The organism is Streptomyces sp. NPDC031121 (assembly GCF_055570615.1).
Map to the genome: position 1 here is coordinate 251,527 of NZ_JBVIGV010000006.1, position 15,795 is coordinate 267,321.

The 15,795-nt window shown below is 73.1% G+C and carries 14 protein-coding genes and 1 pseudogene; 2 read left to right on the forward strand and 13 right to left on the reverse strand.

All coding sequences use genetic code 11. The annotated features are described in order from the left end of the window. Positions 1 to 3 precede the first annotated feature (3 nt). Together ACZ462_RS13355 and ACZ462_RS13360 are read left to right on the forward strand one after the other, a co-directional pair. On the forward strand, positions 4 to 1,539 hold the full coding sequence (locus ACZ462_RS13355; protein ID WP_467803655.1) for a serine hydrolase: 1,536 nt from the start codon (positions 4 to 6) through the stop codon (positions 1,537 to 1,539). A gap of 24 nt (positions 1,540 to 1,563) precedes the next feature. After that, positions 1,564 to 2,547: an RluA family pseudouridine synthase gene (locus tag ACZ462_RS13360; protein WP_467803653.1), complete on the forward strand. Its 984-nt coding sequence runs from the start codon at positions 1,564 to 1,566 to the stop codon at positions 2,545 to 2,547. On the opposite strand, the gene ACZ462_RS13365 is transcribed toward ACZ462_RS13360, so the two are convergent. From ACZ462_RS13365 to ACZ462_RS13425, 13 genes and pseudogenes are all read right to left on the reverse strand, one after another. Next, positions 2,544 to 3,221, reverse strand: coding sequence for a TetR/AcrR family transcriptional regulator (locus ACZ462_RS13365; protein WP_467803652.1), 678 nt, complete (start codon positions 3,219 to 3,221; stop codon positions 2,544 to 2,546). The genes ACZ462_RS13360 and ACZ462_RS13365 overlap by 4 nt on opposite strands. Positions 3,222 to 3,311: 90 nt before the next feature. Then, positions 3,312 to 6,149 carry a DEAD/DEAH box helicase gene (locus ACZ462_RS13370; protein ID WP_467803650.1) on the reverse strand — a complete coding sequence of 946 codons (2,838 nt, stop codon included), beginning with the start codon at positions 6,147 to 6,149 and terminating at the stop codon, positions 3,312 to 3,314. Positions 6,150 to 6,238: 89 nt separating this feature from the next. Beyond that, positions 6,239 to 7,126: a diacylglycerol kinase gene (locus tag ACZ462_RS13375; RefSeq protein ID WP_467803649.1), complete on the reverse strand. Its 888-nt coding sequence runs from the start codon at positions 7,124 to 7,126 to the stop codon at positions 6,239 to 6,241. 17 nt (positions 7,127 to 7,143) lie between these two features. Then, the gene (tatC, locus tag ACZ462_RS13380; RefSeq protein WP_467803647.1) at positions 7,144 to 8,109 is read right to left on the reverse strand and encodes a twin-arginine translocase subunit TatC; all 966 of its coding nucleotides are present in this window, start codon (positions 8,107 to 8,109) and stop codon (positions 7,144 to 7,146) included. An 82-nt stretch (positions 8,110 to 8,191) separates the two neighbouring features. After that, complete coding sequence (gene tatA, locus ACZ462_RS13385) at positions 8,192 to 8,479, reverse strand: Sec-independent protein translocase subunit TatA (protein ID WP_467803646.1); 288 nt, start codon at positions 8,477 to 8,479, stop codon at positions 8,192 to 8,194. Positions 8,480 to 8,692: 213 nt separating this feature from the next. Beyond that, the gene (locus ACZ462_RS13390) at positions 8,693 to 8,893 is read right to left on the reverse strand and encodes a hypothetical protein (protein WP_467803645.1); all 201 of its coding nucleotides are present in this window, start codon (positions 8,891 to 8,893) and stop codon (positions 8,693 to 8,695) included. Between the two features lie 27 nt (positions 8,894 to 8,920). Next, positions 8,921 to 9,196 carry a hypothetical protein gene (locus tag ACZ462_RS13395; RefSeq protein ID WP_344331329.1) on the reverse strand — a complete coding sequence of 92 codons (276 nt, stop codon included), beginning with the start codon at positions 9,194 to 9,196 and terminating at the stop codon, positions 8,921 to 8,923. 91 nt (positions 9,197 to 9,287) lie between these two features. Further along, the gene (locus ACZ462_RS13400; RefSeq protein ID WP_467803643.1) at positions 9,288 to 10,256 is read right to left on the reverse strand and encodes a helix-turn-helix transcriptional regulator; all 969 of its coding nucleotides are present in this window, start codon (positions 10,254 to 10,256) and stop codon (positions 9,288 to 9,290) included. A 141-nt stretch (positions 10,257 to 10,397) separates the two neighbouring features. Beyond that, positions 10,398 to 11,354, reverse strand: a complete 957-nt coding sequence (locus tag ACZ462_RS13405) for a helix-turn-helix transcriptional regulator (protein WP_467803641.1) — start codon at positions 11,352 to 11,354, stop codon at positions 10,398 to 10,400. 137 nt (positions 11,355 to 11,491) lie between these two features. After that, positions 11,492 to 11,869 (reverse strand): FKBP-type peptidyl-prolyl cis-trans isomerase, encoded by a 378-nt coding sequence (locus ACZ462_RS13410; protein ID WP_114056878.1) that lies wholly within the window; start codon positions 11,867 to 11,869, stop codon positions 11,492 to 11,494. A 66-nt stretch (positions 11,870 to 11,935) separates the two neighbouring features. After that, a complete protein-coding gene (locus ACZ462_RS13415; RefSeq protein ID WP_467803639.1) occupies positions 11,936 to 12,886 on the reverse strand; it encodes an FKBP-type peptidyl-prolyl cis-trans isomerase in 951 nt (316 codons plus the stop codon). A gap of 102 nt (positions 12,887 to 12,988) precedes the next feature. Further along, complete coding sequence (gene pafA, locus ACZ462_RS13420) at positions 12,989 to 14,350, reverse strand: Pup--protein ligase (RefSeq protein WP_467803638.1); 1,362 nt, start codon at positions 14,348 to 14,350, stop codon at positions 12,989 to 12,991. A gap of 9 nt (positions 14,351 to 14,359) precedes the next feature. Next, positions 14,360 to 15,659, reverse strand: a pseudogene (locus ACZ462_RS13425) (MFS transporter). Positions 15,660 to 15,795 lie beyond the last annotated feature (136 nt).

Here is a 15,795-nt window from a genome sequence, read left to right on the forward strand (position 1 = left end):
CTCATGCGCACGCGCCTCGCGCTCGGCACGGCGGTGACGGTGCTCGCGCTCGCCGCGGCCGGACCGGTGGCGGCGGCGCCCAGCCCCCCTCCCCCGCCCGAGCCGCAACTGAGCGACCGGGCCGTCGAACGGGCCGTGGCCCGGCTCCCCCGGTTCGTCGAGGACGCGATGCGCACCACCGGCGTCCCCGGGGTGTCGGTGGCCGTCGTCCACGACGACAAGGTCCTCTACGCGAAGGGCTTCGGGGTGCGCCGGGTCGGCGAGAGCGGCGCCGTCGGCCCCGACACCGTCTTCCAGATCGCCTCCGTCTCCAAGCCCGTCTCCTCGACCGTCGTGGCCGGCACCCTGAAGGATCCCGGCGAGTGGGACCGCCGCACCGAGCTGCCCGGCTTCGCGCTGAAGGACCCCTGGGTCACCGGGCACGTCACCACCGCCGACCTGTTCTCCCACCGCAGCGGGCTGCCCGACCACGCGGGCGACCTCCTGGAGGACCTCGGCTACGACCAGCGGTACATCCTGGACCGCATGCGGCTGGAGCCGCTGACCGCCTTCCGGGCGAGCTACGCGTACACCAACTTCGGGCTGACCGCGGCCGCCGAGGCCGTCGCCCGTGCCCGCGGCACCACCTGGCAGAAGCTCAGCGAGGACGTCCTCTTCAAGCCGGCGGGCATGACCCGCACGAACACCGCCTTCGCCGCCTTCGCCGCCGAGCCCGACCGGGCCGCCACCCACGTGAAGAACCCCGACGGCACCTGGTCCGCGCGCTACGTCCGCGACCCCGACGCCCAGGCGCCGGCCGGCGGGGTCAGCTCCACCGCGAGCGACATGGCCCGCTGGATGCGCCTCCAGCTCGGCGACGGCGTCCTCGACGGCAAGCGGATCGTCCCCGCCGCCCCGCTGCGCCGCACCCACCTGCCGCACATCGTCTCGCAGGCCGAGAACGCCGCCGGCGGGACATCCTTCTACGGCCTCGGCTGGAACGTCTCCTACGACGACCGCGGCAGGCTCCGCCTGAGCCACAGCGGCGCCTTCGACCTCGGCGCCAACACCAACGTCACGATGCTGCCGCTGGAGCGGCTCGGCATCGTCGTCCTCACCAACGGCGCCCCCGTCGGCGTCGCCGACGCCATCGCCCTCGACTTCTTCGACACTGCCGAGCACGGGCGGCCCACCACCGACTGGCTGCCGCTCTTCGCGGAGCTGTACGCGCAGGCCGACGGCGCCGACCGGCCCCGGACCGACTACACCCGCCCCCCGGCGGACGCGAAGCCCGCCAAGGCCTCCGGCGCGTACACCGGCACGTACGACAACCCGTACTACGGCCGGCTCACCGTCACCGAGGCCCCCGGCGGCGGCCTGGTCCTCTCCCTCGGCCCGAAGCCGCTGCGGTTCCCTCTGGCCCACTACGACGGCGACACCTTCAGCTACGAGACCGCCGGGGAGAACGCGGTCGGCCGCACCGGGGTCGTCTTCGGCGACGGCACCGTCCGCATCGAGTACCTCGACGAGGGCGGCATGGGCACCTTCACCCGGCGGTAGCCGCCCGGCCTTAGCCTGGACGCGATGAGAAGCAGAACCCGCATACCGCCCTCCCCGCTCCCCCAGGTCGACGGCATCGACCCCGTGCGGCTGCGGCTGCCCGCCGACCGCGAGGGCCGCTGGCCCGACCTGGGCAGCTACCTCGCCGAGCGGTACGCCGGCACCCGCGGCGCCGGATCCGTGGCCCGGCTGCTGGCCGCCGGCCGGATACTCGGCGCGGGCGGGCGCGTCCTGCGCGCCGGCGACCCGTACGAGCCGCACGCCTACCTGTGGTTCCACCGCGACATGGACCCCGAGCCGGTGGTGCCGTTCCCGATCGGCGTCGTCCACCGCGACGCGCACCTGCTGGTCGTCGACAAGCCTCACTTCCTCGCGACCACCCCGCGGGGCAGCCACATCGTGCAGACCGCCCTGGCCCGGCTCCGCACCGAGCTGGACCTGCCCGAGCTGAGCCCGGCGCACCGGCTGGACCGGCTCACCGCGGGACTGGTGATGTTCAGCATCCGCCCGCAGGACCGGGGCGCCTACCAGCAGCTGTTCGCCGAGCGGCGGGTGCACAAGGAGTACGAGGCCCTCGCCGTGCACGACCCGGCCGTGGACCTGCCCCGCACGGTCCGCTCCCGCATCGAGAAGGTCCGCGGGGTCATCGGCGCGAGCGAGGTCCCCGGCGAGCCCAACGCCGAGAGCACCGTCGAGCTCACGGCCACCCGCGGCGGGCTCGGCCGCTACCGGCTCACCCCGCACACCGGCCGCACCCACCAGCTGCGCGTCCACATGAACGCCCTGGGGCTGCCGATCCTCGGCGACCCCGTCTACCCGAGGATCACCGACCCGGCGCCGGACGACTTCCGCCGCCCGCTGCAACTCCTCGCCCGCACCCTGGCGTTCACCGACCCCGTCACCGGCGCCGCGCACCGCTTCGAGAGCGGCCTGCGCCTCACCGCCTGGGACGACCGCGCCGCCTGGGAGGCCGGACCCGCCGGAACCGCCCCGGACGAGGCCCCCTAAACCGCGGCGTCCGTGCAGTCCCCCTCGCGCTCCGTCCCGGCGATCCGCAGCGCGGCGTCCGCCACGGCCTCCGCGAAGGCCGCCACCGGCCGGTCCGGATCCGACCGGCGGATCAGCATGGCACCCTCGACCAGGCCGAAGACGAGGTCCCCCCGCAGCGCCAGGGCCGCCCGGTCCGCGGCGAGTCCGGCCCCGGCCGGGGTCGCCGCGAGCAGCGCCCCGTAGGCCTCGCGCAGTTCGGTGCGCATCCGCCGGAACCGCGCGAACCGCGATCCGGCCACCTCGGGCAGCAGGTAGAGGGCGCCGAGGTGGTACGGTCCCCCGCACAGCAGCAGCACGTCCGAGCGGCACAGCTCCCACAGCCGCTGCGCGGCGGGCCGGACGCGGTCCGCGAGGAGCCGCCGGGCCAGCCGCAGCGAGGGGGCGACCGTCGACTCCAGCAGTTCGGCGAGGAGTTCCTCCTTGCCGCCGAAGTAGTGGTAGAGCGTGGCCTGGCGCAGCCCGGCCCGCTCGGCCACCGTCCGGGTGGTGGTGGCCGCGTACCCGCGGACGGTGAACAACTCGGCCGCCGCACAGAGGAGTTCCTCGCGCGGCGGCCGTCCCGTCTGCGGTCTTCGCCGGTCGGCGCGCGGCCGGCCCACCCGTCTCGGCCCCTCGCCGATCGCCCTGGTCATGGCTCGATCGTCGCACGGGGCCGCCCGGAAACGATCACGGCAGGAGGTGAGATCCCGTCATCGCGTCTTCGGAGGAAGCCCCAAGAGGAGCTAGCCGACCGAGCTGTAGGCCACTACACCCCGCAGCAGTGCGTCGACGGCCTTGCGGGCGTTGCGGGCGACCGTGCTGCCGCCCTGCCCCGCGGACGGCGCCGCCGCGGCGATCTGACCGAGGACGTCGATCACCTGCTTGCACCAGCGCACGAAGTCGCCGGCCGGCATGTCGGCCTCGCGCAGCACCTCGTCCAGGCTCCGGTCGGAGGCCCACTGGTAAGCGGCCCACGCGAAGCCCAGGTCGGGTTCGCGCTGGCCGACGCCCTCGGCCTGGTTGATGCGGTGTTCCTCCTCCAGCGCGTCGAGGCGGCCCCAGATGCGGACCATCTCGCCGAGCGCCGCCTTGGCGGCCCCTCCGGGGACCTTGGGGGCGACCGCGTCGTCGGACTGGCGGGCCTCGAATACCAGCGCCGAGACGCACGCGGCCAGCTCCGCCGGGTTCAGGCCCTCCCACACGCCGGCGCGCAGGCACTCGGAGGCGAGCAGGTCGAGTTCCCCGTAGAGCCGGGCCAGGCGCCTGCCGTGCTCGGTCACCTCGTCCTCGCGCAGGTAGTCGAGCTCGGTCAGGAGGGCGTGGATGCGGTCGAAGGTGCGGGCGATGGTGTTCGTCCGTCCCTCGATGCGCCGCTCCAGGGCCATGGTGTCGCGCTTGAGCCGCAGGTAGCGCTCGGCCCAGCGGGCGTGGTCCTCGCGCTCGTCGCATCCGTGGCAGGGGTGCGCCCGCAGCGCGGCGCGCAGCCGTGTGATCTCGCGGTCGTCCGCGGCGGCGGAGCGGCCGCGGCGGCTGCGCTCGACGGTGACGTGCCCGGCCTTGGCCCGCAGCGCGGACGCCAAATCCCTGCGGGACTGCGGGGAGCGGGGGTTGAAGGTCCGCGGGATCCGCATCCGGTCGATGGGCTCGACGGGGACGGGGAAGTCGATCGAGGCGAGCCGCTTGACCTGCCGCTCGGCGGTCAGGACCAGCGGGCGCGGGCCCTCGGCGTACTCGTGGCCGCGGTGGCCGTGGACCCGCCCGGCGGGGACGCCCGGGTCGAGGACGAGGGCGAGCCCGGCGAACTTGCCGGTCGGGACGTGGATGACGTCGCCCGGCTTGAGCCGCTCCAGCGAGGAGGCCGCCTGCGCGCGGCGCTGGGCCGCGCCCTGCTTGGCGAGTTCCGTCTCGCGGTCCTTCAGGTCGCGGCGCAGCTGCGCGTACTCCGCGAAGTCGCCGAGGTGGCAGGTCATGCCCTCGCGGTAGCCGGCGAGGCCCTCCTCGTTGCGCTGGACCTGGCGGGAGATCCCGACGACGGAGCGGTCGGCCTGGAACTGCGCGAAGGAGGTCTCCAGGAGCTCCCGCGAGCGGTGCCGGCCGAACTGCTGCACCAGGTTGACGGCCATGTTGTAGGACGGCTTGAAGCTGGAGCGCAGCGGGTACGTGCGGGTGCCTGCGAGGCCGGCGAGCTGGACGGGGTCCATGCCGCGCTGCCAGAGGACGACGGCGTGGCCCTCGACGTCGATGCCCCGGCGTCCGGCGCGGCCGGTCAGCTGGGTGTACTCGCCGGGGGTGATGTCGGCGTGCTGCTCGCCGTTCCACTTGACGAGTTTTTCCAGGATGACCGTGCGGGCGGGCATGTTGATGCCGAGCGCGAGCGTCTCGGTGGCGAAGACGACCTTGACCAGGCCGCGCGTGAAGAGCTCCTCCACGACCTCCTTGAAGGTCGGGAGCATGCCGGCGTGGTGGGCGGCGATGCCGCGCTCCAGCCCTTCGAGCCACTCGTAGTAGCCCAGGACGTGGAGGTCCTCGGCCGGGATGGACGCGGTCCGCTCCTCGACGAGGGTGCGCACCTTCAGGCGGGCCGCCTCGTCGTTCAGGCGCAGTCCGGCGAAGAGGCACTGCTGGACGGCGGCTTCGCAGCCGGCCCGGCTGAAGATGAAGTTGATGGCGGGCAGCAGGCCGTCGCCGTCGAGGCGGGCGATGACCTCGGGACGGCCGGGGGTCCAGATGCGGCTGCGGGAGCGGCGTTCGCGTTCGCGGTCGGCCTCGCGGACCATCTTGCCGCGGCGCCGCTCGCGCGGGTTGTAGGTGCGGCTGTTCTCCTCGCGCGCCATGCGGAGCAGGTCGGGGTTGACCTCGCGGCGGGCGGAGCCGCGGCCGCCGTGGTCGGTCTCCTCCTCGAAGAGGTCGTAGATGCGGCGGCCGGCCATGACGTGCTGCCACAGCGGGACGGGCCGCTCCTCGGAGACGATCACCTCGGTGTCGCCGCGGACGGTGTCGAGCCAGTCGCCGAACTCCTCCGCGTTGGAGACGGTGGCGGAGAGGGAGACGAGGGTCACCGACTCGGGGAGGTGGATGATGACCTCCTCCCAGACGGCGCCGCGGAACCGGTCGGAGAGGTAGTGGACCTCGTCCATGACGACGTAGCCGAGGCCGAGCAGCGACTGGGAGCCCGCGTACAGCATGTTGCGGAGCACCTCGGTGGTCATGACGACCACGGGGGCTTCCGAGTTGACGCTGTTGTCGCCGGTCAGCAGGCCGACCTTGTCGGCGCCGTAGCGCTTGACGAGGTCGGTGTACTTCTGGTTCGACAGGGCCTTGATCGGCGTCGTGTAGAAGCACTTGCGGCCCTGCCCGAGGGCCAGGTGGACGGCGAACTCGCCGACGATGGTCTTGCCGGACCCGGTCGGGGCGGCGACCAGCACGCCCTTGCCGGCTTCCAGCGCCTTGCAGGCGTCGACCTGGTAGCCGTCCAGGTCGAAGTCGTACAGCTCGCGGAAGGGGGCCAGCGCGGTGGCCTCTTCGGCGGCGCGGATCCGGGCGGCGGCGTACCGCTCGGCGGGTGAGAGTTCCTCGGTCATCTTGTAGTCGAGCCTACCCGTCGCCTCCGACAACAGTCGCGATCTTTATGCCCGCTCCGGGCCTCCCGCACCCTCGGCGGCGGGCCCGGTCACGTGAGGACGCGGACGGCTCCGGGGACGCACACGGCGGTCACGGGGAGCGGGGCGACGGGCTCGCCGTCGGCCCAGGCGGTCAAGCCCGGGGACTCCAGGGTGACCCTGGCCGCGCGGTGCACGGTGACGGCGGGGTGGCCGAGGTGCGTGCCCCGGTAGACCTTCGGGAAGACGGTGAGGAGGGTGGTGCGGCTGCAGTCGCCGACGACCACGACGTCGAAGAGCCCGTCGTCGGGGGCGGCGTCCGCGCAGATCCGCATGCCGCCGCCGTAGGAGGGGCCGTTGCCGACGGCGACCAGGGTGGCCTCGGTCTCCAGGGCGGGCCCGTCGTCGAGGGTGATCCGGTACGGGAACGGCCGGAAGGCGGCCAGCTCGGCCAGCATGGCGAGGTCGTACCTGAAGCGGCCGGCGGGCAGCCGCATCCGGTTGCCGCGGTCGTTGACCCGCGAGTCGAAGCCGGAGCACAGCACGGTGGCGAACCACGTGCCGTCGGCCCGGCCCAGGTCGATCTCGCGGAAGCGGCTCTCCTTGAGCGCCTCGGCGGCCAGCAGCCCCGCGCGGGCGGGCTCGCGGACGGGGAGCCCCAGGGAGCGGGCGAAGTCGTTGCCGGTCCCGACCGCGACGACGCCGAGCGGGACGAGCGTCCCGGCGAGGGCCTGGAGCGCGAGGGAGACCACGCCGTCGCCGCCGACGGCGACGACCGCGCCGGTGTCCCCGCGGACGGCGGTGCGCAGCCGGGCCAGGGCGTCCTCGGCGCCGGTGCCCACGACCGTGCGGACGTGGAACCCGGCGGCCCGGAGCGCGGCGGCGGCCGGCTGCGCGGCGTGCGCGCCCCGGCCGCGGCCCGCGGCCGGGTTGACGAAGAGGGTGATCTCGGCGCTCACCCCGGTGAATGTACCTGTCAGGTCGCGTCGTCGTAGCCGTTGGCCCGGCGGGTGCCGCCGTCGGCCTGCTCGGGCAGGGCGGCCGGTGCCGGGACGGCCTCGACGGCGCCGATCGGGGCGGGGGTCAGGTCCAGGTCGGCGGCCTCGTCGTCGGAGAGCCCGGCGTCCGGGTCGTTGCGGCGCCGCCTGCGGTCGTTGACCAGGCAGACGCCGAGCGCGAGGAAGTACAGGGCGACGATCGGCGCGGCGAGGGAGAGCATGGTGAGCGGGTCGCCGGTGGGGGTGGCGAACGCGGCGAAGACGGTGATGCCGAGGATCATGCCGCGCCACCAGCCGGCGAGGCGCTTGGCGGTGACGACGCCGGTGAAGTTCAGCAGGATCAGCAGCAGCGGCAGCTCGAAGGCGAGGCCGAAGACGATGACCATGCGGGTGACGAGGTCGAGGTAGTCGTCGACCGGGAGCAGGTTGCGGGCGTGCTCGGGCGTGAAGTCGAGGAGGATCGTCGCGGTCTGCGGGAGCAGGCGGTAGGCGAGGACGGCGCCGGCGCCGAAGAGCGGCGCGCCGAGGGCGACGAAGCCCGTCGCGTACTTCTTCTCGTGGCTGTGCAGGCCGGGTGCGACGAACGCCCAGAGCTGGTAGAGCCAGACCGGGGCGGAGAGGACCACGCCGGCCATGAGGGAGACCTTGAGGGCGATCGAGATGGGGGCGATGAGGCCGTTGACGGTCATGTCGGCGCAGGGCCGGCCGTTGCGCTGCGAGACCACGCCGTTGGTGCAGCCGACGGAGTCCAGCATCGGCTTCAGCAGGAAGTCGATGATGCCCTTGTAGAAGAAGGCCGCCACGATGGTGATCACGAGGATCGCCAGGACCGACTTCAGCAGGCGGTTTCTCAGCTCACGCAGGTGCTCGACCAGCGGCATGCGCCCTTCGGCGTCCTTGTGCTGCTTGCCTTGCTTCTCCTGCTTGCGGGCAGACTTGAGCAACCCACGTCCCTCGTCTCGCATCGATGACCGTTGTCCCCTGATCTGTCGCGGCCCGGTCGTGACCGCGGCCGGTTCCGGGGGATCAGCCCTGGGCGGTGTGGTTCGGCTCGCCGACGGGGCGGGAGCTGGTCACGTCGCCGGGCGCGGCCTTGATGGTGCGCGGGGCGGCCTGCTGCGGCGCCGGGTCGGCGGTGCGCGCGGCGGCGTCCTCCGCGGCGTTCTCGTTCTTCATGGCCTTGGCCTCGCTCTTGAGGATGCGGGCCGACTTGCCGAGGGAGCGGGCCATCTCGGGAAGCTTCTTCGCGCCGAACAGCAGGACGATGACAGCGATGATCAGAAGGATCTCGAGGGGCTTCAGATTGCCGATCATGTGTGTCTTCCTTCTCGCCGGACGGCTGGGTGTGGTCGGGCGGACGCGCAGGGTGATCCGACACGGCCGCTGCAAGGATCGTAACCCCCTGGGGTTAACGTCCGGCAATCCCCCGGCGTATCCCGTCTTGCGCACCGCTCACCCGGACGGTACGGGCCTGATCGGTGCATGCCAGGGGCCCGCCGCCCCCGGCCCTGCGGCCGCCCGGCCGGGTCAGCGGCCCGCCGTCCGGCCCGCCCGGGCCAGGTCGGAGGCCGCCTGCTCCAGTTCCCCGGAGGCTTCGGCGATGCGGCGGCCGGCCAGGTCGACCTGGCCGGCGAGCCTGCGCACCTCGGCGAAGACCCGCAGGGCCAGGACGGCGAGGACGGTGAGCCCGAGGAACCCCAGGGCGATTGCGAGCATCGGCCACAGCATGGGTCTGAGCCTAGGCCACCGGCGGCGTCAGACGCTGCGCAGGGTGCTCACGCCGCCGCCGGTCAGCAGCTCGACGATCCGCTCTCCGGCCGGCTTGCGGACGGCCGACCCGCACCGGGGGCAGGTGAAGGAGTAGAACGTGGTCCGCCTGCTGCCGCCGATGACCAGCCGCAGGGCGGCCGCGTCCAGCTCGAAGCGGGCCCGGCACTCGGTGCAGGCCGCCTTGAAGGCGACCGGCCCGGCGGCCGCGGCGGACCGGCCCGGCGACCCGGCACCGGCGTGCCCGCCCCGCGGCCCAGACATTGGCGACATCCTCGGCGCTCCCCTCACCCGTACGTCCTCACTGCACTGCCGACCCGCCGCCCGCGCCGCCCCGTGCGGGCGGCGCGGCGGCTCAGGCCTGTTCGCCGTAGCCGGCGAGCGCCTCGCGGGCCGCCTGACGCGCGCTGCCGGCGAGGGCCTCGGGCGAGACGATCCGGCCGTCGCGGCCGAGGCGCAGCGCGAGGCGGCGCAGGGAGGCCGGGTCGGGGCTGCGCAGGGTGATGCGCAGACCGCCGTCGGGCAGCTCCTCGGCGCTGTCGTGGGGGTAGTACTCGGCGACCCAGCGCCCGGCCGGGCCGACCTCGACGACGACCTCGGGGTCCTCGGCGGCCGGCTGCACCAGCCCGACGGACAGGTCCCGCGGCTCGATGGCGGGCGGCTCGGAGCGCTCGTCGAGGAGCCGGATCTCGGCCACCCGGTCGAGGCGGAAGGTGCGGCGCGCCTCGGAGAGGTGGCACCAGCCCTCCATGTACGTGTGCCCCACCGCGAAGAGCCGGATCGGGTCGACGGTGCGCTCGGTGAGCTCGTCGCGGGCGGGCGAGTAGTAGCGCAGCCAGAGCCTGCGGCGCTCGGAGATCGCCCGGTCGACGTCGGCGAAGACGCCGCCCTCGGCCTCGAAGGTCACCGAGAGCCGGGAGCTGGCCCCGGCGGCCTCGCCGGCCGCGGCCTCCAGCTTGGCGGTGGCGCGCAGCAGGGCGTCGCGGTCGCTCTCGCGCAGGCCGGGCAGGGTGGCGACGGCGCGGGCGGCGACGAGCAGGGCGGTCGCCTCGTCGGCGGCGAGGCGCAGCGGCTCGGCGGTGGACTCGCCGGAGGCGTCGGCGTTGTGCCACCAGATCCGCTCGCCGTCGGTGTCGATGTCGAGGAGGTCGCCGCCGCGGAAGCTGGTCCCGCACATGGGCAGCACGTCGAGGTCCGAGATCAGCTCGTCCTCGGTGATGCCGAAGGCTCGGGCGACGTCGGCGACGTGCGCTCCGGGGCGCTCGCGCAGGTAGGTCACCAGGGACAGCATCCGGCGGGTCTGGTCGATGGCGTTGGCGGCCATGCTGGTAGGTCTCCCCCTCAGGGCGCCCCGCAGGAGGCGGGGCGCGGTGTGCGTACGGTGCGGGCGCGGGTGGCGGTGGGTGCGGCGGCCCGGCGGGCGGTCCGGGCCGCGGCCGTCCGGTTCGGCCGGGCGGGCGGGTTGTCAGCCTGCGGCGACGGCGCGGAGCCGGTCCACGACGTCGGCCCGCAGGTCGGCCGGCTCCACCACCACGACGTCCGGCCCGAACTCGACGAGCCAGGCATCGAGCCCGTGCCCGTACGGGATCTCCAGCTCGTCCCAGCCGTCGGCGCCCTCGCGGACGGCGGTGGCCTTGGCGCGCAGCGGGTAGCCGGCGCCGGCCCGGAGCCGGATGAGGGCGGACCGCTCCGCGCTCTCCCCCGCCCAGGCGGCGACGGTCTCGCGCACGGTGACCACGTCGGGCACCTCGGCGGTGTACTTGCCGGCCCGGGAGCGGACCTTGCCGGTGATGCGGGAGAGCCGGAAGACGCGTTCCGCACCGCGGTCGCGGTCGTGGCCGGCGAGGTACCAGTGGCCGCGCCAGCATTCCAGCGCCCAGGGCTCCACCTGCCGGGTCTCGGGCCGGGCGGCGGTCGACTTGCGGTAGTCGAAGACGACGGGCCGGCGGTCGCGGCAGGCCAGCATGAGCGGCTCGAACGCCGCCTCGTGGACCGGGATGCGCGGCTCGATGGCGCTGTGCTGCCCCTCGAAGGGGTTGTCCGCCTCGGGCATGCCGCCCGCGCGCAGCTTCTGCAGCGCGCCGCTGGCGGCGCCGGCGAGGCGGGCCTGCTGCCACACCTTCGCCGCCAGGCCGAGGGCGGCGGCCTCCTCCGCGTCCAGGGACACCGGCGGAAGGCGGTTGCTGTCGCGGCGCGCCAGGTAGCCGGTCTCGCCGTCGAGGTTCTCCACCGTCTCGATGACCAGGCCGAGTTCGCGCAGGTCGTCCTTGTCCCGCTCGAACATGCGGTTGAAGGACTCGTCGTTGCCCGCTTCCATGTACGCCTCGATGGAACCGCGGAGCTCGCGCTTGCTCAGCGGCCGACGGGTCCCCAACAGGCACAGCGCCAGGTTCATCAGCCGCTCGGCCTTGGCAATCGCCATCGACGCCCTTCCGCCCTTCTCCTGCTCCCGCGCGGTGCGGGTTCCGTGACCGTTGACCGTACCGCCCCGGCGCTCAAGGGCAAAAGCGAGGGCCCCCGCCTCACGGCGGGGGCCCCTGCGGTGCTGCCGGTGGCGGGTCAGACGCCCATCAGGTCGCAGACGAAGATCAGCGTCTCGCCCGGCTTGATGGCCGGGGTCGGGCTGTGGTCGCCGTAGGCGAGGTGGGCGGGGATCGTCAGCTTGCGGCGGCCGCCGACCTTCATGCCCTCGACACCCTTGTCCCAGCCCTTGATGACCTGGCCGATGCCCAGGATGAACTGGAGCGGGGCGCCGCGGTTCCAGGAGGCGTCGAACTCCTCGCCGGTGGAGAAGGCGACACCCACGTAGTGCACGGAGACCTTGGAACCGGCCGTGGCCACGGCGCCGTCGCCCTCCCAGATGTCCTCGATCACGAGGTCGGCCGGGGCCGGGCCCTCGGGGAAGTCGATCTCGGGCTTCTCGAGCTTGTCGCTCACGGAACTGCTCCTCAAAACGGTGAACGGGCCCCTCCAGCGGTGGCTGGAGGGACAACCGGGACAGTCTTACATCACTGTGAGGATGTCGAGGCTGAAGACGAGCGTCGAGTTCGCCGGGATCGTGCCCTGCTGCTTGTCGCCGAAGCCCTGGTCCGGCGGGATGACGAGGAGGATGCGGCTGCCGACCTTCTTGCCGACCAGGCCCTCCTTCAGACCCTTGACGGAGATGTCGCCGATGGGCCACGTCACGGTCTGGTCGAGGGCGTACGTGCTCTCGAAGGTCTTGTCGTCCTTCCACGTCTTGCCGTGGAACTTCACGACGACGCTGTCGGAGTCCTTGACGGCCGGGCCGTCACCCTCCAGCACGTAGTTCGAGACCAGCTTGGCCGGCGGCTCGGCGTCCTTGGGGACGGCCACGGAGACTTCCTTGCCGTCCGTGTTGGTGCCGATCTGCGGGAGGGCCTTGTCGCCCTGGGGGACCTCCTTGCCGGTGGCGGAGGCCGGGATGCTGGTGCCCTTGACGATGTCCACGACGAAGACGAGCGTGGCGCCGCCCTTGATCTTGGGCGGGGAGCCCTTCTCGCCGTAGCCGAGGTCCGGCGGGATGACCAGTTCGAGGCGGCTGCCGACCTTGCGGCCCTCCAGGCCCTGGTCCCAGCCCTTGATGACGGCGCCCGCACCGATCGTCACCTCGAAGGGCTTGCCCTTGCCGAAGCTCTGGTCGAACGGCTCGGTGCCGTCCCAGACCTGGCCGAGGTAGTTGACCTGGGCGACGTCGCCCTTCTTCAGCACGGGGCCGGTGCCCTCGCTGATGGTCTCCACCTTCAGTTCCTTGGGCGGTTGGCCCTCGCCCTTGGAGAGGGTCGGGGTCTCCCCGAACTTGGCGCCCTTGGTGATCGCGGGCACCCCGTTCTTCATCTCGGCCTTGGTGTCGGCGGAGTCGGAGCCGCTGTCGCCACAGGCTGCTGTCGACAGCAGCAGAAGGGGTACGACCAGCAGGCCGGCAAGTCGGCGCACGTGTTCCTCAGATCTCAGACGGCAACGGTCGTCGCCACTCTAAGGCGTGCGCGGGGCCCCGTACGAGATCCGTACGGGGCCCCGGGGCGGATCGGTGGTACGTCACATCCCGGCGATCAGCTTCTCCACGCGGTCGTCGACCGCCCGGAACGGGTCCTTGCACAGCACGGTCCGCTGCGCCTGGTCGTTCAGCTTCAGGTGCACCCAGTCCACCGTGAAATCGCGCCGCTGCTCCTGCGCCCGGCGGATGAAGTCGCCGCGCAGCCGCGCCCTCGTGGTCTGCGGGGGGACCGACTTCCCCTCGAAGATCTTGAGGTCGTTGCAGATCCGCGCCGCCTGCCCCTTGCGCTCCAGCAGGTAGTACAGGCCGCGCCGGCGGTGGATGTCGTGGTAGGCGAGGTCTATCTGCGCCACCCGCGGGTTCGACATGGTCATGCCGTGCTTGGCGCGGTAGCGCTCGATCAGCTGGTGCTTCATGACCCAGTCGATCTCCGTCGCGATCCGGCCGAGGTCCTGCTCCTCGATCGCGTCCAGCGTGCGGCCCCACAGCTCCAGCACCCGGTCCACCGTGCCGGTGCGGATCCCTCGGCGCTCGGCGAAGTCCACCGCCTTGTCGTAGTACTCGCGCTGGATCTCCAGGGCGGAGGCCTCGCGGCCGCTCGCCAGCCGCACCTTGCGCTGGCCGGTGGTGTCGTGGCTGACCTCGCGGATCGCCCGGATCGGGTTCTCCAGGGTCAGGTCCCGCATCACCGTGCCCGCCTCGATCATGCGCAGCACGAGGTCGGTGGAGCCGACCTTGAGCAGCATGGTCGTCTCGGACATGTTCGAGTCGCCCACGATCACGTGCAGGCGGCGGTAGCGCTCGGCGTCCGCGTGCGGCTCGTCGCGCGTGTTGATGATGGGGCGCGAGCGCGTCGTGGCGGAGCTGACGCCCTCCCAGATGTGCTCGGCGCGCTGGCTCACGCAGTAGACGGCGCCCCGCGGCGTCTGGAGCACCTTGCCCGCCCCGCAGATCAGCTGCCGCGTGACCAGGAACGGAATGAGGATGTCCGCGAGGCGGGAGAATTCCCCGTGCCGCGCCACCAGATAGTTTTCGTGGCAGCCGTACGAGTTGCCCGCCGAGTCCGTGTTGTTCTTGAAGAGGTAGACGTCGCCCGCGATTCCCTCCTCGTGCAGACGGCGCTCGGCGTCGACGAGGAGGCCCTCGAGAATGCGCTCGCCGGCCTTGTCGTGGGTGACCAGTTCGGTCACGTTGTCGCATTCGGGAGTTGCATATTCCGGATGCGATCCCACGTCGAGGTACAGGCGGGCGCCGTTCCGCAGGAAGACATTGCTGCTGCGGCCCCATGACACGACACGGCGGAAGAGGTAGCGCGCCACTTCGTCAGGAGACAGTCGGCGCTGTCCCCTGAACGTGCACGTGACGCCGTACTCGTTCTCCAGCCCGAAAATGCGGCGGTCCATGACTGAACATTACGCCTTTGGGCCTCTCCTGAAACCGGGTTCGGGAACGCCGTTTCGATCAATTGTCGACGAGCAGGGTCCCGTCACCCTCCGGGACCAGTCCCGCGGAGCCCGTCACCGTCCGGGACCGGCGGGGGGCGGACATGATCCGCTGAGTGGCCGTCAGCACGGCCAGGGCCGCCGCCCCGGCCGCGCAGGCGACTGCGAACCCGGACGTCACTCCGCCCAGTTCCACGGCCGGGCCGGCCGCCGCCGTGCCCGCGGCCGCACCCACGCCGAAGAAGGTCACCAGCCAGGAGAACGCCTCCGTCACCGTGCCCGCCGGGGCGTGCCGGTCGACGACGATGAACGCGCAGGCGATGGCGGGCGCCAGGAAGACGCCGGCCAGCGCCGTGAGCGCCGTCATGGCCACCGCGCCCGGGGTCAGCAACAGCGGCAGGTAGCCCAGCGCGAGAAGGGCCACCAGCCACAGCAGCCGCCGCTCGGCCGGACCGCTCCACTGCCGCGCCCCGTACGCCACGCCGCCGACCAGGGCGCCCAGGCCCAGGGCGGCCATCATCCAGCCGTAGACGCCCTGGCCGCCGTGGCCGTCGGCGTACGCCATGGCGGCCACCGTGATGGACCCGAGGGCCGTGCCGACGAAGAAGAAGGCGCCGAGCAGCGCCAGCAGGCCCCGGGAGCGCAGGGCGCCCAGCCAGTGGGCCTCGCGGGGCTCGGAGCGCCAGGCGCGGGAGGGCTCGCTGAGCACCACGGACAGGGCACCGAGGACGCCGAGAGCATTGATCGCCAGCAGCGCCCCGGCCGGGCTCCACAGGGCCACGGACAGGGTCACCAGCAGCGGGCCGACCGTGTACATGACCTCCTGGGCCACCGCGTCGAGGGCGTACGCGGCGTGCACCCGGTCCTCGCGGTCGCCGAGCACGGAGGGCCACAGGGCGCGCAGGCCGCCCTCCAGCGGCGGGGTGAAGAAGCCGGCGACCACCACGGCGGTGTAGGCGGCCGCGGCCGAGCCGGTGCCGGCGAGCGCCAGCCAGGCCGTGCCCAGCGCGGAGACCACGGCCGCGGGGAACTGCACGCGGGGCTGTCCGAAGAGGTCGACGGCCCGGCCGAGCAGGGGCTGGCCCACCGCGTTCGCGACGCCGTAGACGGCGGCGAGGGCGCCCGCGAGGCTGTAGCTGCCGCCCTCGGCGCGGACGAAGAGCACGATCGCGATCGCGGCGGTGGCGTTCGGCAGGCGGCCGACGAGCGTGCCCGCCAGCAGCCGCGCGGCGTGCCGGGTCCTGAGCAGCTCCGCGTATCCCGCGGCCATCTTCTGCCCCCTTCTGCCCGGATCCCGCCGGGGTAATACGTATAACTAGACGGGTCATACGTACCATGGCGGCAGCCCGCGGGTCCACCCGGACGACGGGCCGCACCCCGCCGACCTCGTACTCCAGGAGCCCCGT